Origin of the sequence: Coprococcus sp. RTP21281st1_F1_RTP21281_210402, assembly GCF_040915325.1 — a bacterium.
Classification (GTDB): domain Bacteria; phylum Bacillota; class Clostridia; order Lachnospirales; family Lachnospiraceae; genus Coprococcus; species Coprococcus aceti.
In genome coordinates, this window is the sequence record NZ_JBCPDQ010000002.1 from 233,852 (window position 1) to 256,871 (window position 23,020).

The following is a 23,020-nucleotide window of genomic DNA, read 5'->3' on the forward strand; positions in this document are numbered from 1 at the left end:
ACCTTTACACCTCCCCAAACTTGGTCGTCATCAGCCTGTAAAGCTCTGTGTTGCGTGGAAATTTATTGACAAACGGCACAAGGGAACTGCCGACCTTTAGAAGCCCCTGACCTGCACCCACATTCGTGATATAGCTCATCTGAAGGTCGGAGATATTAAGGAGCTTGGCAAGCTCGATACGGTCAGTCGATGCCTGATTGAGCATAATGATAAACTCACTATTGGCAAGCATCGTCCTTGCCGTATGGCTCTGCAAAAGGTCGTCTACATTCTGCGTGATACCCGTACAGTACGCACCGTACTTACGCACACGCTTCCAGAGGGTAAACAGGAAGTTGGCAGAGTATTCGTGCTGAAAGAGCAGATAAATCTCATCAATAAAAATGAAAGTATTTCTGCCTTTGGCTCTGTTCTGCGTGATACGGTTTAAGATGCTGTCAAGCACCACAAGCATACCGATAGGCTGTAACTGCTTGCCCAAATCCAGAATGTCATAGCATATAAGACGGCTGTGGGTGTCCACATTGGTATGCTTGGCAAAGGTATTCAGAGAGCCGTCTGTAAACAGCTCGATGGCAAGGGCGATTTCCTTTGCTTCTGGCTCATCCTGTTTCAGAAGTTCCTCACGGAAGTCCTGTAAGGTCGGCGGCGTTCCCTGATAGTTGCCCTGCTGATAGTAGCGGTACACACTTGCCGTGCATCGGTCAATGATGGATTTCTGCTTTGCCCCCAGACTTGCCCCGCCGATGAGCTGCTCACAAAGGGATAAAATAAACTCTGATTTTAAGATGACAGGGTTTGCACCGTCACCGTAATCAGAGTTCATATCCATAGCGTTGATATGGTTTTCACTCGTTGCCGAGATGTGGACGACCTCGCCCTGCATTGCCTTTACAAGCGGCGAATACTCACGCTCTGGGTCTATAATGATAACATCGGCGTTGGGGTCGGTCAGAATGATATTCGTCATTTCCTCCTTTGCCGTAAAGGATTTACCTGCACCAGACACACCGAGGATAAAAGAATTACCATTCAGTAAATGGCGGCGGTTGGCGATAATCATATTTTTGCTGATAACATTCTGTCCATAATACACGCCGTCCTTATGGTAGATTTCCTGCACACGGAACGGAATGAACACCGCAAGGCTCTCCGTTGTCAGGGTACGCAGGGCATCAATCTTCCTTACGCCAAAAGGCAGAGCCGTGTTCAGCCCGTCCATCTGCTGATATTTCAGCACGGCGAACTGGCAGAGATGTTTTCTGGCTGTCGTGAGCAGGGCTTCCGTATCATTGTCAAGCCGCTCTTTGGTATCGGCGGTATGCACCATTGTCAGCACGGCGAACATCATTCTCTGGTCACGGGTCGTCAAATCGTCCAGAAACTCCTTGCTTTCCTTTCGCTGCTGTTCAAGGTCATAGGGAATGACCGCCGAAAAGTTGTTGTTCTGGTTTTGCTTCCTCTGCCAGTTCGTGATATTGGTTTCCACGCCGAGCAGTCGGTTTTCCACCTCACGCACGGCTTCGTCCGTGGGAACGGGTATAACATCAACCGAGAGCATCATATTACGGTTCAGCTCACAAAGCTCCGCCACCATACTGTCCTTGATATAAGCGGCGTATTCCCTGAGAAAAATCACACGCCCGTATCTGTCGCCCATACGGAAGTAGTCCTTTTCAAACTCAAAGGTATCGGGGCAGATGAAGTCCTTAAAATCGTGACCTTTCCGCATCGTCTGTGACATATCAAAACGGAACGCCGTTTCCTCTCCTGTGCGGTAGAAGTCGTGAAAGATACGGAGCTTTTCTTCCGCTTCAAGCTCCGTGCATTTCGAGCCGAGTCTGGAGAAATGGGCGATAAGGTCAGTACCCACACGGGCAAAGTAGTTCCGTGCTTCCTCAATGTTCTTTTTGCAGACCGATACCGTCACATATTTGTCCTGCACAATAGAATTAGCCCCCGTTGCCTTATCAAGCAGCATCTTGTTGTATTCCGTGCGGTACTTATCCAGACCGTCATCGGACATAGGAATAAGAATGGTCTGCTCAAAATCCGCTTTGTTGAGCCTGCGGTTATTGATTGTGATTTTCGTGGTCGCACCGCTGTCGAGAGCGTTGAGAAGCTCCGAGTATTCAAGGAACATTGCTTCCTTGTCCTCACGGCTTGCCACGGTATAGTTTATATCCTCAAACTTAAAGGTCTTTGCGTACTTGTTGCTGCCGACAAGGAAAATACCGTCTGCCCAGATAGTCTTTATCGGGATAACGCTCTGCACCGATTTCGGCACAACAAATTTTTCCTTGTCCTGCTTGAACAGATTTCTAAGCGTTTTTAACATCGTCTACCTCCTTACGCTTTTTTGCTTTCTTTGGTTTCTTCTGTGCTTTTGCCCTTTGCTTCTTTGGCACGGCAGGCAAGCCCTTTTCGTGGGCTTCAATGGTCGGCTTCAACGCTTCGTAATAGAGATTGTCGGGCAAAAATACAATCTTTTTCGGCATCAGAAACTCTGACTTTATCCACGCCCAGACAAACTGCTCGGCGGTCATACCGTTGTACTTGATAAAGCCCATAGCCGCAAAGGGGAACGCACCTAAGATGCACACCCAACTGAGCGTTTCCGTTCCAAAGTGCGGGCGGAGCAGAAAGAATAAGCCAACCGCCACGCCGCAGGCAAGGACAGAAAAAATGAACTGCCTGAGTGACAGTCCGAAAAACATACTCTCCGTGTAGTTACGGATTTCTTTATTTATCTTGACTTCCAAAATAGCACCTCCCTTACAAGCCCATCATTTCACGGACAACACGGTCTGCCATTTTGACCGCACCGACCAAGACGAGCATATTGAATACAAGCTCCCCGACATAGCTCCATACCATTGTGACCGCCGCCGCATCGGGATTGACCGCAGGCGGTGTCGCTGCAAAGAGCGAAAAGATGATGCAGGCAAGCACTATGATTGCACCCTCCAAACACACGGCAGCATAAGACTTGATAAAGCTCTTGCCGACGCTCTGGCTCGGCTCTCCTGCAAAGGCAGAAAGAGGAACAGGGGCGATAGCGGTATAAAGGTAGAGTTTGAAAAATCTGCCGTACACCGACATTATCATAATGAAACTGAGTACCGTAATGAACAGACCGCCGATGAGCGTGACCGCCCACAATGGGATACTCTCGAAAAAGCCGCAGTCCTCAACGGCGGTCACGATTTCCGAGGGCAAGACGGTCTGTGTTGCCGTTCCAAAGCCTGCGGCGTTCATTATGGTAGAGATAACGCCCTGCACAATCTTAAACAGAGCCATCATCAGCTCCAGACCATAAGTGACCGCACCTTTGGCAAGGGCAAATCGGATAAAAAGCTTCAATGCGTGTTCGGGTTTCTTCACTTCTGCAAAGTTACCGCAGGTACGCATCACGCCTACGACGAAAAACAGCACGAGCAGGGCAAGCCCGATAGCCTGCAACGCACCGTGGATATTTACAATCACATTCCATATCGTACCGCCCTTGAATTGCTCTGGGGATTGGGTAACGAGCTGCCATATTTCAGCCAACTTCTCATTCCAAGTATTCAGGGCGTTCTCCAAGTTCTGTACGACCCAGTTATCAGACATTCGACCACCTCCTTGTTAAAATTGGGCATATCGGGCAGCCCACGAAGTGATCTGCCCGATATGCTCTGTCTTTTGTCCTCTGGATATGGGGAATTAGCCTGTGATGAGGGTCAAAATCTCCTTTGCAAAGGTAATGACTACGCCGCCTGCAAGGGTCAGAAAGCCGTTCGCTCTCTGGGACGGGTCGTGGGATTTGAGGGATAAGCCCACCTGCACGATACCGAAGCCGAGCATAATCATACCGACAGCCCTTACCAGACCGAAGATAAAATCGGAAAGGTTGTTGACGACCTGAATGGGGTCATTGGCAGCAAAAGCGGTCATAGATGTGCCAAGCACCATCGTGAGGGCAAGCACCGCCACGCAGTAGCGGCGGAAACCCGTTCTGACCTTGCCCGTCATGGGCAGCTTTGTGGTTACTTTCTTCTGGGTGTCCTTCTTGTTAAAAAATTTCATAGATAAATCCTCCTTTAGATGTTGAATATTTCTTCTAAGTCCTCATCGGACAGAAGTTCATAGGAAGTGCTGACAGGCATAACGCTTACGGCGTTATCAGGTATTTCGCTGTCAAACACAAGGGTCGCAACCGCCTGTGTCGGCTCGCCGTGAACATAAGGCGGCTGACCTCCGTCGGCAGTCAGTTTTACATTGGGGTGCTTTAAGATGTCATACTTAAAATCCATAACAGGTCGCTCGCCACGCACAAAAAGAAGTGCGTAGCGGTTATCAAGCATACGCACTTCATCTGGGGTCATCAGCTCACGCCCTGACATCTGGTAGTTGGTCGAATAGTTCCCACTTCGTCCAGAGCTTTTCCCGTAGGTGTTGGTATCAATGGTTTCCTTACCTAAAAGCTCGGACACATACTTATGGGTGCTTTGCTCGTTGCCGCCCAGATACAAAAACTCATCGCAGTTGCCCACGATGCTTTCCCATTGCTTTTCAAACAGGGCTTTGAGCTGTGCCAGATTTTGCAGGATGATACTGACCGACACGCCACGGGAACGCATAACCGACAGTATCTTGTCAAAATCGTCTGGCAGGGAAACATTGGCAAACTCGTCCATAATAAAATGGCAATGCACGGGCAGGCTGCCGCCGTACTTGTGGTCTGCCAGATAAAATAATTGCTGAAAGAGCTGCGTGTATAAAATCGACACAAGAAAGTTAAAGCTCGTATCGTTGTCTGGTATCAGGGCGAATAAAGCGACTTTCTTTTCCCCCAGACTTGGCAGGTCAAGCTCATCGGTGGCAGTAAGCCCTGCAAGGCTCTCCAGATTGAATTTTTCAAGCCTTGCGGCAAGGGTTATCTGGATACTTTTTAAGGTCTTAGCCGAGCCTGAATGATAATCCCTGTAATACTTGAGGGCGATATGCTCTGGGTTTACCATCTCCAGACGGTCAAAGAGTTCGTCAAGAGGGCTTATATAGCTGTCATCGTCCTCACGCACTTCGCCTGCCCGTAAAAGCTCCATAACCATCGGGAAGTTTTGTTCCTCTGGCGGTGCTTCATATTTGAGATAGAATACCAATGCCAGAAGCAGCATACTCGCCGCCGTATCCCAGAACGGGTCTTGCGACTGGCTTCCTTTCGGGGTGGTCGCCTTAAAGAGATTGGTCACAAGCCTTTGCACATCGTTGTCGTTCCGAAGATACACAAAGGGGTTGTAACAATGGCTGCGGTGCATATTGATAAGGTCAAGGACACGCACCTCATAACCTTTCTTTTCGAGCAGACCGCCAATGTCACGGACGATTTCGCCCTTTGGGTCAAGCACCACGAAAGAGGTGTTGCATTGCATAGCGTTGGGCTTGCAAAAAAACCTTGTCTTACCTGCACCAGAACCGCCGCAGACCAAAATATTCAAGTTTCGGCGGTGCTTCTTTCCGTCCAAGCCGATACGCACATTTTGCGTGAGCAGTTTGTTCTCGAACGGGTTTTTATCTCGGTACTTCTTGTTGAGAGTACCTGTATTGCCCCATTTTGCCGAGCCGTGTTCCTCCCGCCTGCGGTAGTTCCTGCGTGTGGAGAAATAGATGCCGATGCCCATAGCGTAGGCAAGCAAAAAAATAAGGACAGTCTTTACGCTGTCCTCACACACCGTTATGGAAAACGGGTTATTTACTGCTACGGATAAGCCGCTGACTATCTCCACGATGCCGCCGCTGACATAGGGTGCTGTCAGCAGGGAAAGCCATACAACAGGAACGATGCCGCAGATAGAAAGGATTAAGCCCGTCTTTTGGTCGTTATCGTTCCTCATTGCACCTGCACGGAATGACCCTGACCTTTTTTGTCGGGGCGTTCGCCACCTTGTCAATCAGCTCATCAACAGGGTCGGTGGGGCGTTCCTCCTGCAACTGCCGTGTACGCAAGGTGTTCAAAGCATTGATAACGATATTCTTGTCGTACTTGTCAAGTGCGATGTGGTATCGTTCTTCTTTCATAGGCTGCACCTCCGATTAGCGTTCCTGCTCTTTGTTCTTCGGCGGCTTGTTCTTTTCAAGGCTCTTAAACATATCGCTCTGGATTTCGCCCAGAACATCACGCATCGAGCCAAGCTCGCCTTTGAATACCTGCGTGTCCATTTCCGAAAACTCCCTCGGAAGCCTGTCAAAACTGAAACCTCTGGTGTCCACGCCGTAACGGGTGCTGACCATATAGGCAACGCAGAAGGATTTGAAATCGGAAGCATCACGGCTCTCGTTATGCTTGAAATCGAAAACCGCCGCCGACACTTCCTTTGCCATACTCACAAAGAGCTGTTCCTCCGTAAGCCCTGTCTTAATGAAAATCGTCTGCTGTTTACTGTCATAGTAGGCAGGGATTTCAAGGTCGGCAACGGGAACAAAGGGAACGGGGCTTGCATCAATCATAGCCGATACAAGCTCACGCATCGTTTTCGGCTCTTGTGCCTGCTGCCTGTCCTTTGCCGATGTTTCGGAAATGTCATAGACCACCTTTGCGTTGTAGCCTACCGCTTTCGTGCCGTCATCACGGGTGTACTCCTTGCTTGGCTCAAGGATAACGATTTTCTGTGCGTCCTTGTTCACATAGACACGGCTCTGCTTCCAAGCGTTATAATCTTTGAGCTGTGTCGCTTCGGGCATCTGTGCCGATACTAAAACGGCGTTCGCCACCGAGTAGCGGTCAAAACGCCCCTGCACATCAAGATACTGGCGGAAGCTCTCGCCGTCTGCCATCATCTCGGAGCAGGTGTTGTCAATCAGCTCATAGGCTTCCTGCCGCTGTGCCTGCTTCTGGGCAGCCCATTCCGCTTTATCAAAGGGCTTGCTGCCGCTGCTGAATACATCATAAATGCTCATACTGTTTACCTCGTTTCTTTGGATTTTGGTTTTCTTTTCCGCTTCTGGGGCTGTTTATGCTCCGTCTTGCCTGCGGGCGGCTTCTTCGCCCTGTCAGAAGCGGAGCTTTTGTCCAGGGCAGAAGAAGTATCTGCTTCCTGCTCTTTTCGGCTCTCCTTGATTTTCCGCAGTTCCTCTTTGACCGAAGGTTTCTCCTTAGTCATAGTAGCCCCCTCTGCGGATTTCTTTGGCTGCTCTGAGGTAGGCTCGGACAGAGGGGATTTTTCGGTCTTTGCCACCGAGGGGTTTGGGGCATTTTCCTCCTTTTGGATTGGCGTACCCATCAGGGCATCTAAGAGCTTGTCTTTCTCTGCCTTGTCCTGTACGCCGATGTCTGGCTCTGGCTGACCTGCCTTTTCGTCTTTGGCTTTCTCCACATCGGTCACAACAGAAGCCGTTGCTTCCGATGCCAGTTTGAAGCGTTCCGCAATGCGGCTGATTTTCGATGCGTCCTCCGCACGGGCAATCACATCGACCTCCGCATTGGGGTCTTTGTTTTTACGGTCTGCAAGGACACAATAAAGAACGCCGTACTTTTTTGCTTCCTGCGTAAACTTCTTCAGGTCGCTGTTCCTTACGGTAAATACCTTTAACTCCTTGCCAGAACGGAGCATATTCGTAAGCCTTGCCTTGCCCTTTGTTTTCTGTTCTTCTTTGAGAATGGAATACAAAAGGATTGCGATATTCTTCGCACCTGCACCTGTAATTTTGGCAGCGACCTCAAAGCCCTCCAAGCTCATTCGGACGATTTGTTCTGCCGCTTCGCCGCCTGTGTTCATTCGTCATCAACTCCTTTCCTTGCTGTTCATCTGCCCGTATGGTTGTTAGCTTTTCTTTGAGGGTATCGTTACGGGCTTCGATGCCCCCGCATAGTCTGACCTCCTTCCGTAAGAATTTCATTCTCTCCGTAATTTCCGTAAGCCGAGCCTTGACCGCTTCTTTTTCTTCGCCGCCTGATTTGCGGGATTTGGAATACAGTTCCTTTCGCTGTTCGGTAAGCTCCGACATTTCCGTTTCCAGAGAGCCTTTATATGACAAGAGCTGTTCCACCGTATCAATCCGATTGCGGCAGAGCAGCCTTGTTTCCTGTGATATGGCTTCCATCTTCATCAGGTCATCTTTCAAAAGATAATGAAGCCTTGCATAATTCTGTTTTCTGCTTTTTGGCAGGATACCGAGCCTGTAACAGTAGTGGAGATACAGCCCACGCAAGCCGCCGATTTTTTTCGCATTTTTGAGTGAGCCTTTCACACGGAAAACCTGTACGGTTTTTTGCGGCTCGGCAAATCTGGAAAATTTTACGGCATAGGAATTTTCCCTGATACGCTCCGTAATCCTCTCGTTGGTGTAATCCTCTCCGAGCTTATATAATCGCTTTGGGCGTTCCCAACCTTTGCCGATTATCGTCCAGTATTTGCGGTTGGGGTCAAAGCTCACACGGTAGCCCATCTCTGCCATCTGGCGGTCAAAGTCTTTGAGCGTAAACGATTTGCTGATAGCTTCGTCCACCGCCTGCCGAGCCACATTATCCCTTGTGGGCATACCGTTCTTTTCAGCCTGATACAAAGCATAGGGTTTCTTTTTTCCGCTTGGGTGTTCAATGACAGACAAAGCATACTCCCTGCAAAGCTCATCGGAGCGTTGACGGAGCAGCCGCAGGTTGGCTTTATTATCGTGGTAGTGCTTCCCGTCCAAAAAGGAAACAGAGTTTACGACAAAGTGGTTATGCAGGCACTCGGTATTTAAGTGGGTGGCAACGATGACCTGAAACCTGTCGCCCCACATCTTTTCGGCAAGTTTTACGCCGACCTCGTGGGCAACCTCTGGCGTGACCTCGCCGTGCTTAAAGCTCTGGAAACCGTGATAGCAGACAATCTCGCTTTCATCGTTCCACTCAGCTTTGGCAATCATCATTTCATCTCTGGCGGTGGCAGTATCGCAGTTGACCCCTGTGACGAAAAACCGCTTTTCCGTCTTGTCCTTGTTGGTGGCATACTCCATTACATCGACCAACGCCTGCAAGTCGGCTTCGGTGTATTTGGGGTTGGCGGTCTTTTCTGGGTTTTCGGCATAGTCTATCGGGTGGTCGAGCCTGCCTTTTACATCCCAGATTTCACACACCGCCATTAAGATACCTTTCGGGGAAGCAGATACTTTTTACGGACATCAAGCTGAAAATCGTGCCACTTCCTTGCTTCCTCACGGAGCATCGGCGTGTCGATAAAGTTCAGGGCGTTTGCTTTGGCGGCAAGCTGATTGATACGGTTGCCGATGGCAGACAGCTCACGCATTATCCTGTAAAATTCGGGGTCGGGTTTTTCGCAGAGCTGATAGCCCTTTACCATTTCTCTAAGGAACGCTTCTTTTGAGCGACCCGATTTTCGCACAAGCTCATAAAGATACTCGGCTTCTTCCTCGTTAAGACGGAAAAGTATCTGGACGCTTCGCTTTCTCATTTTCCAATCCCTCCTTTTTGGAGAGCCTGTTAATCTGCAAGCAGCACATCAGCACAACACCGACCAGACCGCCGAGCATTGTGCCGATGGTAAAAAACAGGAACTCACTCATTCTTAAAAACTCCTTTCTCATATCGGGGTATTAGGGGCAGCCCCCTAACAAGCGAATTTGGTATCCAAAGACTTTTGGATAATCAAATTCAGTGCTTGGTAAGACATTACTTAGTCCTCGTCCTCCAGACGGCACTCTCCACACATCGGGCAGAAGTACGGACAGTCCGAACAATCCTCGTGCTTCAGACATTCGTCCTCGTCCTCATCATCGGCTCTGTTTTCTGCCGTTCTTTCCTCATCGGCTTCCTGAATATCCGCTTCTCCGTAATCGAAATCATCGTCAGAAAAGTCGATAAGGTCGGTATCGCAAAGAATAATCCTTACCTTTTCCGCCGCCTGTTCGGGGCTGTCGGCATAAACGGCAATGGTCTTTTCATAGTGTCCTATCAGAGTTACATCATACTTTTTCAATGGTTAAATCCTCGCTTTCATTCTTAAAATCTGTTGTGGTTTGATTGTTTTCTTGGGGCAATATCAGCAGACATTCAACGGGCATCACTCCTTTCACGGCTTGAAATCGGTCTTACAATCCCCAGATAGGACAATAAAAAATCGTTGAAGTCCTTGCCGACAGGCGGAGGATCATCAACGATTTGGTAGTCTTTCTGCAACAATTCTTTTAAGGTGGCAGTACAAAGCCTGCCTGTCTTGTCGTTATCCAGATGCAGAAAGATAGTCTTAATATGGGGATTGGCGTTCAAAAATGTTGTTAGTGCTATGGGAATTTTGCTGTCTTTTATCTCTTTCTTTGGCTGATATACACCCGAAAGAGAGAGCAGATTTTCTGATTTGTAGTCCTTGCCCTCACGCTTTAGATAGGTAGCATAGGACAATAAATCAATGGCGGCTTCAAATAAATGCACCGAAGTTACGGGGTTATCTGCCAGAAGTCGGAACGAATACCGCTTGTCACTGCCCGATGCGTCGCCCTTAAAGGAGCTGCCTATCGTGCTGCGGTAGGCGGCATACTTGGGCGTTCCGCTTTCGTCCTTGCCGACAAAAACGGCATTGTGGTACTTAACGCTTTCAAAAATCGTACCGTCTGCAATGCAGTCCTGTATGATAGAAAGGTCAATCCCACGCCCGAAAAGGTAGTCGGTCACTCGGTTACAATCATGGTTTCTCGGTGGCAGGAGCAATACCTTTGGCTCGTCTTTGGGTGCGGAAACAGGCGGCGGCTTCCAGTCTGCCGTAATACCTGTGAGCATTTCCACGGCTTCCACAAAGCTATACTCCCTGACCTTAATGAGATAATCAAGGGCAGAAACACCGCCGAAACCTCTCGACCACCAGTACCACTTACCATTGGAAATCTTCAAGCTGTCGTGTTCTTTCGTGCAATAGACATTACCTGCCACACGCTTTAGGTTGCTTGGCTCATACCTCTGCAAGTAAGAAAGCAAGTCCATCTGTCGTGCCTGCTCAATCACGGCAGGGTCAAGCTGCACATAGGGTCGGTTACTTCTCATTCAATCATCATCACCTCCTGAAAATGAAATAAGCCGAGGGGCTTTCGCTGTGAAAACCTCTCGGCTATGTATATTCTGTGTTATTTTAAATTTGATAAGGTGGCAAGTGCATTTATTAAACGAATACAATCCAATTTATCTCCAATTTGACTTGTTCGTCCGTGAACTAACCAATGTCGATTAGCTTCATCTGGTTCTGCTTTTGAAAAATCGCTTTTCTCAAATAACAACTTCGTATATTCATACATTGATTGCCAACATAAACTTTTGATTTTATTTCCATTATTTCTTTCTTCTTCTGCGTGGAAATTACATATTCTCATTATTCTTACATCTTTAGGGTCATCACCAAAAGTAGAAATTGCACCCTCTAAAATCGTGGTCAAAGTTGTCAGACAAGATGAATATAATCCCTGCTTGAAAATTATATAACACTCTTCAAATCTTTTCTTTTGTCCCAAATTATCAATAGAATTATAAATAGTATCATACAAATCATCTAATTCATCATCAGAATAAAATGTTGAGAAAAACGCATCAATATCTGTATGATTTGAAGAACACGCCCTCAACTCGTCTAATCTCTCAATATCTATTGTCAACGGAATTGTCCACCCTGACTGTGCAATCTCGGCTATGCTATCTTTAAATTCTTCTTCAATAATATCTGTTGCAGGGATTATTGGCTCTGATGGCTCGCCTTCAATTTTGTAAAATGGTAAATCTTTATTATGCAACACAATATCTTGCAGCTTACGCATCATTGCAGCTTTCCGTTTTGCCTTTGGCAATCTATTGATTTTCATCATCTCTGCTTTAGCAGCAAGTTTTGTATATGAGTCATATATCCTATCAACCTCATCAACACTTATACTAAAATGTTCCGCAGCTTTATCAAAGACCTGTTTATCGTGTCTATGTGGGAAATAGCCATTATCTTGTTTCTTTAACTTCTCAAATAATTTTTCGCAAAATTCAAATACATCTCTATCCTTAAATGTAGCCATATTCATCATCCTTTCCAGTCGAATTATACCATATAGGTATGAATTTTTCTACCTTTCGGCTATGTAAAAACGGCATCAGCTTTACGCCAATGCCGCCTTTGTTCGCTTATAAAATTCCTGCCTTTTTCAGATACCCAACGCTGTCATAACAGCCACGGAAGTAAACCGACTGCATTTCCATATCGGTCAGTCTGTTCTTTAACTCCATAACTTTGATAACAGCGGCACATTCTTCCTTTGTAAGCTCCGTTGCCTGTTCCGTATCAAACACACCCAACACTTTCGGATACTGCTGATACAGACTTTCAATCTCGTCCTGAATGGCTTTGTATTCCTCATTCTCTTTAGAGAGATTGACGACAACAGAGCTTAGATATTCGTTGAATATATTGCTATGGGTATCTATAAAGGTTTCAAATCTAAACGCTCCAGACATCGTTTACACCTCCGACTTGTAACTATCTGCCCTTATTATACTGCCCAAAGCGGGGCAATACAAATCTGCAAATAACTTTATCGCTCCCGATTTTCACATTTTCTTTCGGGCGGCTCGTCACTTTGCTCTGGCTCGGCATCAAGTACGGCAGGGGCTTTCTGGTCTAAATTCAATTCGATATTCAGAGCGTTCAGCCGTTCCGATTTCTCTTTCAGCTCATCTTCAAAGGCAAAAGGCTTTTGTACCTCAACTTTTGCGGTTTCAAACTGTGCGATAGTTTCCGTTCTTTTAGTCTTGGCAACTTCCAGTCTGGCAGGGAACTTTGCAAGCTCGTTTTCAATTCGGGTCAGGTTTCCCAGAGGGTCAGAGCCTAAATCTACCTTGTACTTTGCCTTTCCGCAAAGATTTAGACAGTAGTGAGCATTGACCGTATCATAGAAAACTTCCATTTTGAAGCCACGGTAACTGCCGATTTCGGTGGGTGCAGACAGCGGATATTCCTTACAGATAGCGATTAACATTTCGCCTGCGGCTGCCTTTTCGGTGTACTTAATCCCCCGCAGGGTCATAGGACAGAACTTTTCCTCGCCCTGCGGCTTGTTCTGCTCGGCAAGAACGGTATCGGCTTCATAGCAGACAATACGCTGCTCATACTCCTTAATGGTCTGCGGATAGTGCTTGAGTATCCTGTCCTCAAGGTCATAATGCTCGGAAAGGTAGCTTTGTTTCAGCACTTTGAGCTTGGAAACCTGAATATCCAAATCCATTTTTTCCTTAAAACGCTCATCGCCTGTGGCAAGCATCTTGACCTCCGCAAAGGACAAAGCAACCTCGTCCACATCTTCGGCAGAACGGACAGGGCTTTTACTCGTCATTATCTGGGAGATAAATTTCTGCTTGCTCTCCACCAACTGATAGAGGTAGGCATCAAAGGTCTGCTCTGTCACATAGCGGTAAACCTCAACCTCTGGAAACATATTTCCTTGCCGTTCAATACGCCCTTGCCGCTGTTCCAAATCAGAGGGTCGCCACGGACAGTCGAGATTGTGAATGGCGATAAGCCTGTCTTGGACATTCGTGCCTGCTCCCATTTTCGGGGTAGAGCCTAACAATACACGCACTTCGCCGCTTCTAATCTTGCCGAACAACTCTTTTTTCTGTGCATCGGTGGTGGCTTCGTGGATAAACCGTATCTGCTCGGCAGGAATGCCACGGGCGATGAGCTTTTCCCGAATATCATCATAGACATTAAATGTGCCGTCATTCTTCGGGGTAGACAAGTCGCAAAATATGAGCTGCGTTGCCCTTGTGTCGGCGTGTTCCTCCCAGATACGGTACACATTGTCGATACAGGCGTTGACCTTACTGTCTGGGTCATCGGGCAGCATCGGGTCAATCATTCTCTGGTCAAGAGCAAGTTTACGCCCGTCATTCGTGATTTTGAGCATATTGTCGATGTTCGGCTCAACAAGCCTTGCCCTGACTTTCTCGGCTCGCTTGGCAAGGGAAGCCACCATTTCGGTCTGTATCTCGCTCGGCTTGGTCTTTACATTGTGGTAATTGACCTTTGGTACGGGGAGCTTTAGCATATCGGCGGTCTGTATATCTGCCACCTCACGGAACATCAGCATCAGCTCTGGGAGATTGAAAAACTTGGCAAAGCGGGTCTTGGCTCGGTAATTCGTGCCTTCAGGTGCAAGCTCCAGAGCTGTGACCGTTTCGCCAAAGGTGGAAGCCCAACTGTCAAAATGCTGTAAGCCGTTCTGCATCAGCGTGTCATACTGCAAGTACCTCTGGACAGAGTAAAGCTCCACCATTGAGTTACTGACAGGCGTACCCGTTGCGAATATCGTGCCACGGTTTCCCGTGATTTCGTCCAGATAGCGGCATTTCATAAATAGGTCGCTTGACTTCTGGGCTTCGGTCTGAGCAATTCCGCCCACATTCCGCATCTTAGTATAGAGGTACAAATTCTTGTAAAAATGGCTCTCGTCAATGAACAGGCGGTCTACGCCGAGCTGTTCAAAGTCAATGACCGTATCCTTACGCTTGGTATCATTGAGCTTGTCGAGCTTCGCTTTAATCCCTTTTCGGGTTTTCATAAGCTGCTTGACCGTGAACTGTTCACCCTTGCTTGCCTGCACATCGTCAATGCCACGCTCAATATCGTCGAGTTGCCTTTGAAGCTGTTCCCTCTGGCGTTCAATGCTCATCGGGATTTTTTCGAACTGGCTATGCCCGATAATGACCGCATCATAATCGCCTGTGGCAATACGGGAACAGAACTTTTTGCGGTTTCCCGTTTCAAAATCCTGCTTCCTTGTCACAAGGATATTGGCACTCGGATAGAGCCGCAGGTACTCAGAAGCCCACTGACCGACCAGATGATTTGGCACAACGAACATTGCTTTATTACATAGTCCGAGCCGCTTGCTTTCCTGTGCGGCGGCGACCATTTCAAAGGTTTTGCCTGCTCCTACCTTGTGGGCAAGGAGCGTATTCCCGCCGTAAAGGATATGGGCGATAGCGTTGACCTGATGGGGTCTTAGGGTAATCTCTGGGCTGATACCGCCAAAAGTGATATGGCTGCCGTCATACTCACGGGGGCGTACTGAATTAAAGGTATCGTTGTAGTACCTCACAAGGCGGTTTCGCCGTTCTGGGTCTTTCCATATCCAATCCTGAAACGCCTGCTTGATAACTTCCTGCTTTGCCTGTGCCGCCGTGGTTTCCTTTGCGTTGAACACCGTTTTTTTGTTGCCGTACTCGTCATACACATAATCAAAGATACGGGTATCTCGCAGGTTTAAGGTGTCCTCAATAATGCGATAGGCGGAAGCCCTCTTTGTACCATAGGTGCTGTCCGCCTTTACATTTCCAATATCGGAGCTTTTGTTCTCAATAAACCAGTCGCCGTTCATCGGGGTGTAGCGTACCTTTAGCCTGCCCATTGCATAGCTTGACGGGGTTAGAAGCTCTACAACAAAACGCTGAATATCCTCCTGCGGTATCCAAGTCGTACCCAGACGGACAGAGATTTCAGCCACAGACAGGTCTTTCGGTATGACCTGCTTTAAGGCTTCCACATTGACCGCAAGCTCTGGGTCATTCTTTGCTGCGGCTTCGGCGGTTACGAGCTTCGCCCGTACATTCCCTGATAAATACTCATCGGCGGTCACATACCTTGCAGGCTCGGCGGCAGGGATACGGAAGATAACGCCCTGTAAATCGGCAATCAATTCTTCCTGCGTCTTACCCGTGAGCTGTTCCATAAAGGGTAAATCAACATGGGCTTTCTCCCCGATAGACAGGGCAAGAGCTTCGCTCGCCGTTTCCACGGAAGTGATTTCACGGTGGCGCTTTATCGTCCGTTTCGTAAACATATCCGCTTTTCGCTTGAAGTTGCCCTCATCGTCAAGCACCTCCAAAGAACATAAAAGGAAGTAGCTCTCGTCTGAAGCAAAGGCAAGATAATTTCCTCGGCTGTTGATAAGCCCGTACTTTTTGGCAAAAGCATCATACAGGCGGTTTAGGTTTTCCTGCTCGGTCTGTATCATTTCCTCTGGGTAGTCCTCGGTCTGATACTCAATGAGCTTTCTCACGCAGTCACGGATTTCGATTAGCCCTTTGATACGGTTTGCCGCCGTCATGGACAGCGTGGCGGGGGTCATGCGGTCATTCTCTCGGAAGTAAATCTGACCGTTTACCAGAGTATAGGAGAAGTTCCGCACATTCGGGTCAGCAGGGATAACCTCGTCCTGCTCATCGGAGATTTCGTCAATCTCACCCACATACTCTGGGATTTCTCCCTGAATGTTCTGGACAGCGTTGTGCAACAGTTCTGACAAAGGAATATCCTGATATGCTTTGCAGGCACTATCCATTCCAAAGCGGGTGCTTTCCATTTTCATCTCACCCAAAATCATCTCTGGGTGCTGCACAAAATAGCTGTTCATTGTGATGCCGTTCTCATCGATGTCGAAGTGTACCCAGTCAGGCTCTATATCCGTAATGCGGTCACGCTTCTGCAAAAAGAGAATATCACTTGTGACCTCCGTGCCTGCGTTTGCTCGGAAAGTGTTATCGGGAAGCCTGATTGCTCCGAGTAGCTCGGCTCTCTGGGCGATATACTTCCGCACCTCTGGGCTTGCTTTGTCCATTGTACCCTTTGAGGTAATGAACGCCACCACGCCGCCTGTGCGTACCTTATCCAGAGCCTTTGCAAAGAAATAGTCGTGAATGAGAAACTTCTGGGCGTTGTAACGGCTGTCATTTACCTTAAAATCTCCAAACGGCACATTGCCGATAACCACATCAAAGTGGTCGTCTGGCAGCTTCGTTTCCTCAAAGCCCTGTACGGCGATGTTCGCTTTCTGATAGAGTTGCTTTGCAATCCTGCCTGTGAGTTCGTCAATTTCCACGCCGTGGAGCTTGCTGCCTGCCATACTGTCGGGAAGCAGACCAAAGAAATTTCCTGTACCGCAAGACGGCTCTAAAATGCTGCCCTCAGAAAATCCCAGACGGGCAATGGCTTCATACATTCCCTTAATCACAACGGGCGGCGTATAAAACGCTGTCAGGGTGGACTCCATCGCCGCACGGTATTCCTCTGGCGACAGGCTTGCGTAAAGCTCCTGAAACTCGTTTGCCCACGCTGCGTTATTCTCGTCAAAAGCCATTGACAGACCGCCCCAACCAACATATTTTGAAAGGGTTTCCTGTTCTTCGGGCGTGGCAAGGCGGTTTTCAAGCTCCAATTCGTGCAAAAGGTTGATTGCCGCCATATTGTTTCGGAACTTTTCTTTTGCACCGCCAACGCCTAAAGTATCCTCGGTAATGTGGTAGTTGTGTCGTAAAGCAGAGGGAACGGCAGACCTCTCAGCTTTTTCTTCGGGCGGTAGCTCTGGCTGTTCCTGCTCCAAAAGACTTCGGATATAGCCGATTTTCTCCACACGGTTGATAGGGAAACCTACGCTGTCCTTAAAAGTGATGTCACGCATTGACACATCGCCGCTGACTTTCCCAACGCTTTCAATGAGATAGCGGCGGTTGTCTATAACGATTTCTTTACCGATAAGGTCAGAATTATCCTGCTCGGCAGGCTCTAAGCCATGCTTTGCCCGTTCCACATAAAGCCATTCCTCGGCTTCCTTGTCGGCAACCTCTTTTCTGACTGCCGTAAGTCCAGTTTCGGCTTCTTCCTCAGTAGGATAGGTCAGTATCTTGCCGTAGCTGTCAGCATAGTATTCCTCTCGGATATTATCCCAGATAGCATAAGCATCTTCGGGGTCTGGGAACGCATCGGAAGTCATAACGACCTCAAAGCGTTCTTCTGGCAGCTCGGTTTCACTTTCTGCGGCTGCCCTTTCTGCATAAGCAATCATTTCATCAACCGCAGACGGTTTTTCCTCGGCAAGGACAAACCATTCCTTTTCAAAGGACATTATCTCGTCAAAGAGCTTTCTGTCCTCTGGGGTCAGGTCTTTGTGCTGCTCCAGATACGGGATAAACACATCACGCCCCCAACGCAGACTTTCCATCTTCTCACGGTAATAGTCCTCGCCCTGCCTTTTCCACTCAGGGATAAACGGGCAGTCTGGGGAAAGGGAATATTCATAAAAGTTCTTGATATGGGCAATTAAATCGCCCTCGCCGTCGCCAATATCAAACCGTCCATCATAGTGGAAGTCCTCGCCGCCAATAGTAACGGTTATATCAAAATCAGTCTTGTGATACCAACCGACATTATCATCGCCCTCACGCTCACGGTGCTGCTTTTCGTCCAGAACGCCGAGCAGATAATTACCAAGGGCAAAGCTCAAATCGGTGTAGCGGTCATTAAACTGCCTGTCATAAAAGGCAGGGTGTTCCGAAAATCCGATAGAAAACTGGATGCCGTCTGGCTTTTGTTCAGGCGGTATTTCCGTTTTCTGTTTCTCGGTCACAACGACCTTTAAGTGGTCGTTGGCAGGGTTTTCCTTTAGCTTTTCCTCAAAGTCTGCCCGACTAAGTTCCTTGCCGAACAGGGGAAACTCTGGATTACGCAGAGAAACGGCATTTTCATCGAATGCCACAACCTCGTATTTATCCGCACCGATATATACCACATCGTCCTCATGGTAGAGATAGCGAAGCGGATATAGCTCCAGAAGCTCCTGCGAAAAACGCCACGCATTGCTGCGGCTGTAAACATCAGAAGTCTTACCCTGTACCAGAGCAAGAAAGTCAATGAGCTGCTGAACGGTGGCAGGGTCAGATAAATGCTGTTCCATCTGCTCAGTGGTCACATCGGCAAGGTCGTTTCTGTTTACATTTTCAAGCAGACTTTTTTCGTAACCGTCCAAGTCACGGATAAAATCGGACAGCCGCAAAGAGAGCGTATCCCGTTTATCAGCAGGGGGCAGGTCACGGTGGGCATCAATAAATCTCTGCCTGTTCACTTTCTCCTGCGTGTCGATTTCATACTGCGGAGCTTCCACGCTCTTTAGATATTCGGGATAGTGGTCTTTCTCTTTTTCATTCAGATAGCGGTTATTCTTTATCAGCTCACGCAGCCGCTTTTCCATCTTACTCCAAGAGAGGATAAGGTCTGGATTGGTGTATGAGCCATGCTTTTCAATGTGGATACCTTTGCCATCGTGGGACTGACCGCCTTGCGTTCCGTCTGGGAAGTAGTGCGTACCGCCGCCGATACCATACTCATTTTTGAGAAAAGCGATATTATTTTTGTTGTCCTCTTGTTTCTGGAATTGACGGTAAATGCGGTACTTGCCGTTTTGAAAACCGCTTCCTAATAAAAGAACAGAGTCAATATTCTCCTGAGAAATAGCAAAAGCAGAGGATTTTTCGTCCTCTGCTTCAGCTATCATTTCAATCTGTTCCTCTACGGTAGGGAGATTAGCCCTGACCTCTGTTTCATTGGCGATGCTTTCCTCGGCGGGGTATGACCTGTCTAATTGTAAATCAGCTCGGTCAGTATCACTTCCTCCGCCTGACTGCGAATATTGTTCATCAGTCCGACCCACTGCATCGGGGCTTTCGCTTTCAGTTCCTCGGTCACGCCCTGTTCGGCTTGTAGCTGCTTCGTCAGAAGCTCCAACCGTTGTAGTGCCGTCTGTTCTGTCTGGTGCAGATGTTCGTTCAGCCTGCCCGTTGTCAGCAGGTTGAGGTAGGTCACTCTCTTGTGCTGCTCCAGATAATCCCTGTGCATCAAAGCGTATCTGCCAAGCGGAAGCTCTGGCTCTGTCGCTAATGTCAGGTCGGGAATAAGATAATCGCCCTGTCTGGTGTAAGTGATTTCGTTCATTGTATTTGCTCCTTTCGGGTTGTTCTCTGCCTATATCATACCGAGCCTGCGGTTTCTGTGCAAAGGTGCGATTTTGGGTTTTCTCTGCCATTTGCACATCTCGGATAGTCAGGGAGATTTCCCTGAGTGTCATTTCCGCAATATCGCTTGTTGCAATACCGAGGGCGTTAATAGTGGCAGGGGTGTTGAAATTGACAATCTCCTGAAAATCCTCACGGTCAAAAAAACCGTCCGTGTCCAGACCGCAGCGGCTGATCAGCATAAAAGCAACGCTGTTTGCTGCCAGCCGCTTATAGATAACTTCTACATTATAATCGTCCAGTTCTTCCAAGAAGCTGTCCTTTGTGCAGTCTTTTAGCTGTGAAAGATAGTCCTGTAAATTATCCTCGACAGCGTTCTTTGCCGTTTCCATTAAGACAGAAGCAAGGTCAGAGCCTTCCATCTCTCCAAACCTGTCCGAGAGCCTTTCCATAACAGCCTGCTCGTATCGCTCATTCATCTGCCATATCGGAACGGGGCGGCTGCCATAATACCCTTCGTGCGTATCTGACACATCAAAGTAATATTTCAGCGTGTTCCTGCGACCTTTCGGGTCAAAGACCGCTATACCTTTGCTGTCCTTATTGACCCACCGCCGAAACTGTTTGTTCCAAGTTTCAAGCTGTGCCACGGCAACGGCATCAGGGCGTTGGGCATAGATTAAGAGCTGTTCGTCAAAGCGGCATTTATAGTTGCGGCAGGCGGCAGCTAAAAAGTTCTGCCACGCCTGCGGATTTTTCGCAACCGCAATGCCTGTACGCCGATACAGCTCTGTGATTAGCTGATACTTCGCAGCCATTGTGTTTCCACCTCCTTATAGATTTATTTTGGGTCATTCATTGGCATCACCGCCAAGAAAGGAAATGACCTTGTTTGCCTTGATACTCTTTTGCAGGTCATTGATAAGGGAAATATCCGCAACTGTAATGCCCTGCATAGCAAGAATATCGTCCATTGTCATAGCGGCAATAGCTTTTTCATCGGTAAATCCTGCGTCCAAAATCTTGTTTAAGACCTTGACTGCTTTCTGGTTTACTGCCATTTGTCAGTCCTCCTATCGTTCTAAATCCTTGTGCTTCGGAGCTTTGACCGCAGCCTGCGGCTCTGCGGGCTTCGGCTCATAGGTTGCCCCGTTTTTCGCCATACGCTCTGCAAACTCGCAGATATGGTAAAGGTAGTTTCCGACCTCCGTGTGGTACTCATCAATAAAGCGGCAGGAATGTTCCGATTTTTCGCCCCACGATGTTGTGATGATGATTTTGCCGCCATCAGGAATACGGAACAGCTCTTTGTAGTTCGGGTCAATAAATCGGATGCCCTGTTCCGCTTTGGAAATATGGCGGTCAAGCCATTCCTTTACATAGCAGAAGCAGTAAAAGTTGTAATCGCCCTTTGTAGGATTGCATCGGAACAGAAAAGCGTGTTTCTCCGTATCCATACGGAAGCCATACTCGGTACAGTAGCTCCCCATAAAAGAACTTTCGTGGAAACGCCTTGCAAACGCACCCATATCATAGCGGTTGTGCAACAGCCCTTTATCCTCACGGAGCGAATTGATAACCTCGTCAAGCCCTGCCTTAAACTCGTCCGTTTTCCATTGGGGTCTGGTGTCAAACCAAGTGGTATAAAATCCGTACCCAGAGGAAGCAAAATCGCCACGCAGATGTCCGATATTACCTGTCTGCCCTTGAAGCTGCATACTCTGAGCATAAGTGTATTTCAGTTCGGCAGGGGTTAAAGCCCGTATCTCCATATCAGCGTTCCTCCCGACTGTTCGGCTTTTTCGCCTTTTCAGTTTTTTGCTGCTCCTTGACTTTGGCAAGGGCTTCTTTTGCCCAATCGGGCATACATTCGGGCTTGATTTCCCCAAGCACATCGTACCTTTCCCATCTGGCTCTTTCTCCCGTGGCAAGGCAAGTGCCAAACACCGCCTGACCTCTGCCGCCTGTTGCACCGCTGCCGCCCTCTGTCAAGATAAGCTGATAGGCAGGGTGCTGATATTCATACCGCTTCGTCTCGGCATTGAGAACGACAACCTTGCCGACGATATTGCTTTTATGGTCGTCAGAAATACAATGCTCCTTTGTGAACACGGCTTTATCAAAAGGAAACTTTGACAGCTCGGCTCTGGTGCGGTCAATCTGAGATTGTACCCGTTCCGTGAAAATCTCCATTGCTTCCAGATAATCATCGGAAGCAACGCCCTCAGTTGCCCACGCTGCTGACAGCGGATTGTGGTAGTCGCAGTAGCAGACTAAAAAGGGATACTGTTCCTTTTTATCCACGGCAAGCACAACCTCTTTATCCCCAACATAGATGCTCTGGGTCACTTCATAATTACCGAGCATTCTTTTTTCTTCACTCATTCGGCTGCTCCTTTCGTTCTTTTTTCGCTTTCTGCTCATCTAAAATCTTACGGATACAGACATCGCAGAAAATAATTGACCCGTCCTTATATCGGGGATAAGGACAGGTCGTACAGTCATATTTCTTTTGGTTATCGCTCACGGTCATCACCGTTTTTCTGCTTCGGGGAAGCCTGATTGTACGGCATACGGCACTCCGTCTGATACCGTTCATTCAGTTTCTCCCGTGCGGCAGAAATATCATTGCAGTAGTAGCCCCAGAAATAGTTATTGCCGCCCTTACAATACCAACACACATAAGGGTTAGGAGCATTGGGGTTATGACCGATGACAAGCTCGTTACTCCCGATAGTACAGCTCTCTATGATTTCATAGCCCCCATTGGAGCGTTTTTCTTCGTCCATAGACACCTCTCATTCTTTGGCATACTTCCGATATGCCTTTTCGCCTGTTGCCCGAAGCCGCTGCATACGGGCGTTGCCTGACAGTTCTGGGTGCTTCGCCTGCAATTTACGGCGTGTCCTACTGACACTTTCAAAGCTCGGCAGACCGAGATACTTATACTGTGTCATTATCTCCGCAAGGGGGATTGCCCCCGCATCTTTCAGGCACACATTACAAAGGGCAAGGTACAGCACCATATCGTCATTTCGGGCATCTTCGTTCTTTTCCAGAATAGCCCTGACTTTCTTTTCAACGGTCTTTAAGTTCCGCATTGGATACCTCCATATATGGAAAGAGAGCGGCATATTTCAGCCGCCCCCGTTCCCGAATTTTATGGGTCACTTATTCTTTCTGTGACGGATATTGAGCCAGAGTGCCGCACCACCGATAAAGACAACAAGCACG

22 protein-coding genes are annotated in these 23,020 nt (G+C 48.2%); all 22 read right to left on the reverse strand.

Translation table 11 applies throughout. The features are described 5' to 3' along the window. Positions 1-4: 4 nt before the first annotated feature. Positions 5-2,338, reverse strand: coding sequence for a VirB4-like conjugal transfer ATPase, CD1110 family (locus tag AB5150_RS03090; RefSeq protein WP_015522538.1), 2,334 nt, complete (start codon positions 2,336-2,338; stop codon positions 5-7). Then, positions 2,322-2,762: a PrgI family protein gene (locus tag AB5150_RS03095; RefSeq protein WP_368291177.1), complete on the reverse strand. Its 441-nt coding sequence runs from the start codon at positions 2,760-2,762 to the stop codon at positions 2,322-2,324. The genes AB5150_RS03090 and AB5150_RS03095 overlap by 17 nt, the downstream gene beginning before the upstream one ends. 13 nt (positions 2,763-2,775) lie before the next feature. Then, positions 2,776-3,612, reverse strand: a complete 837-nt coding sequence (locus tag AB5150_RS03100; protein ID WP_015522537.1) for a hypothetical protein — start codon at positions 3,610-3,612, stop codon at positions 2,776-2,778. A 93-nt stretch (positions 3,613-3,705) separates the two neighbouring features. Then, positions 3,706-4,068, reverse strand: a complete 363-nt coding sequence (locus tag AB5150_RS03105) for a hypothetical protein (RefSeq protein ID WP_015522536.1) — start codon at positions 4,066-4,068, stop codon at positions 3,706-3,708. A 14-nt stretch (positions 4,069-4,082) separates the two neighbouring features. Continuing rightward, positions 4,083-5,876 carry a VirD4-like conjugal transfer protein, CD1115 family gene (locus AB5150_RS03110; protein WP_015522535.1) on the reverse strand — a complete coding sequence of 598 codons (1,794 nt, stop codon included), beginning with the start codon at positions 5,874-5,876 and terminating at the stop codon, positions 4,083-4,085. Beyond that, the gene (locus tag AB5150_RS03115; RefSeq protein WP_015522534.1) at positions 5,863-6,060 is read right to left on the reverse strand and encodes a hypothetical protein; all 198 of its coding nucleotides are present in this window, start codon (positions 6,058-6,060) and stop codon (positions 5,863-5,865) included. The genes AB5150_RS03110 and AB5150_RS03115 overlap by 14 nt, the downstream gene beginning before the upstream one ends. Positions 6,061-6,075: 15 nt before the next feature. Then, positions 6,076-6,939, reverse strand: coding sequence for a hypothetical protein (locus AB5150_RS03120; RefSeq protein ID WP_368291178.1), 864 nt, complete (start codon positions 6,937-6,939; stop codon positions 6,076-6,078). Between the two features lie 5 nt (positions 6,940-6,944). Then, positions 6,945-7,757, reverse strand: coding sequence for a PcfB family protein (locus tag AB5150_RS03125; protein WP_117733817.1), 813 nt, complete (start codon positions 7,755-7,757; stop codon positions 6,945-6,947). Next, positions 7,699-9,105: a relaxase/mobilization nuclease domain-containing protein gene (locus AB5150_RS03130; RefSeq protein ID WP_118649636.1), complete on the reverse strand. Its 1,407-nt coding sequence runs from the start codon at positions 9,103-9,105 to the stop codon at positions 7,699-7,701. Before AB5150_RS03130 ends, AB5150_RS03125 begins: the two co-directional genes overlap by 59 nt. Then, the gene (locus tag AB5150_RS03135) at positions 9,105-9,434 is read right to left on the reverse strand and encodes a ribbon-helix-helix protein, CopG family (RefSeq protein ID WP_117688259.1); all 330 of its coding nucleotides are present in this window, start codon (positions 9,432-9,434) and stop codon (positions 9,105-9,107) included. The genes AB5150_RS03130 and AB5150_RS03135 overlap by 1 nt, the downstream gene beginning before the upstream one ends. After that, positions 9,397-9,567 (reverse strand): DUF3789 domain-containing protein, encoded by a 171-nt coding sequence (locus AB5150_RS03140; RefSeq protein WP_015522529.1) that lies wholly within the window; start codon positions 9,565-9,567, stop codon positions 9,397-9,399. The genes AB5150_RS03135 and AB5150_RS03140 overlap by 38 nt, the downstream gene beginning before the upstream one ends. A gap of 89 nt (positions 9,568-9,656) precedes the next feature. Beyond that, positions 9,657-9,959 carry a hypothetical protein gene (locus AB5150_RS03145; RefSeq protein ID WP_368291179.1) on the reverse strand — a complete coding sequence of 101 codons (303 nt, stop codon included), beginning with the start codon at positions 9,957-9,959 and terminating at the stop codon, positions 9,657-9,659. Between the two features lie 74 nt (positions 9,960-10,033). Continuing rightward, a complete protein-coding gene (locus AB5150_RS03150) occupies positions 10,034-11,017 on the reverse strand; it encodes a DUF3991 domain-containing protein (protein ID WP_368291180.1) in 984 nt (327 codons plus the stop codon). Between the two features lie 80 nt (positions 11,018-11,097). Beyond that, entirely contained in the window at positions 11,098-12,024 is a 927-nt protein-coding gene (locus tag AB5150_RS03155; protein WP_368291181.1) for a hypothetical protein, read from the reverse strand. A 106-nt stretch (positions 12,025-12,130) separates the two neighbouring features. After that, entirely contained in the window at positions 12,131-12,460 is a 330-nt protein-coding gene (locus tag AB5150_RS03160) for a DUF6664 family protein (RefSeq protein ID WP_368291182.1), read from the reverse strand. A 77-nt stretch (positions 12,461-12,537) separates the two neighbouring features. Next, positions 12,538-19,329 (reverse strand): LPD25 domain-containing protein, encoded by a 6,792-nt coding sequence (locus tag AB5150_RS03165; RefSeq protein ID WP_368291183.1) that lies wholly within the window; start codon positions 19,327-19,329, stop codon positions 12,538-12,540. Positions 19,330-19,412: 83 nt separating this feature from the next. Then, positions 19,413-19,766, reverse strand: coding sequence for a TnpV protein (locus AB5150_RS03170; protein ID WP_234704433.1), 354 nt, complete (start codon positions 19,764-19,766; stop codon positions 19,413-19,415). A gap of 871 nt (positions 19,767-20,637) precedes the next feature. After that, entirely contained in the window at positions 20,638-20,847 is a 210-nt protein-coding gene (locus tag AB5150_RS03175; RefSeq protein ID WP_021419085.1) for a hypothetical protein, read from the reverse strand. A 12-nt stretch (positions 20,848-20,859) separates the two neighbouring features. After that, positions 20,860-21,558, reverse strand: a complete 699-nt coding sequence (locus tag AB5150_RS03180; protein ID WP_368291184.1) for a hypothetical protein — start codon at positions 21,556-21,558, stop codon at positions 20,860-20,862. Position 21,559: 1 nt separating this feature from the next. Then, entirely contained in the window at positions 21,560-22,171 is a 612-nt protein-coding gene (locus AB5150_RS03185) for a hypothetical protein (protein ID WP_368291185.1), read from the reverse strand. A gap of 131 nt (positions 22,172-22,302) precedes the next feature. Further along, entirely contained in the window at positions 22,303-22,575 is a 273-nt protein-coding gene (locus AB5150_RS03190) for a hypothetical protein (RefSeq protein ID WP_368291186.1), read from the reverse strand. 9 nt (positions 22,576-22,584) lie between these two features. Continuing rightward, positions 22,585-22,887, reverse strand: coding sequence for a hypothetical protein (locus tag AB5150_RS03195; RefSeq protein ID WP_015522521.1), 303 nt, complete (start codon positions 22,885-22,887; stop codon positions 22,585-22,587). Positions 22,888-23,020: the final 133 nt, after the last annotated feature.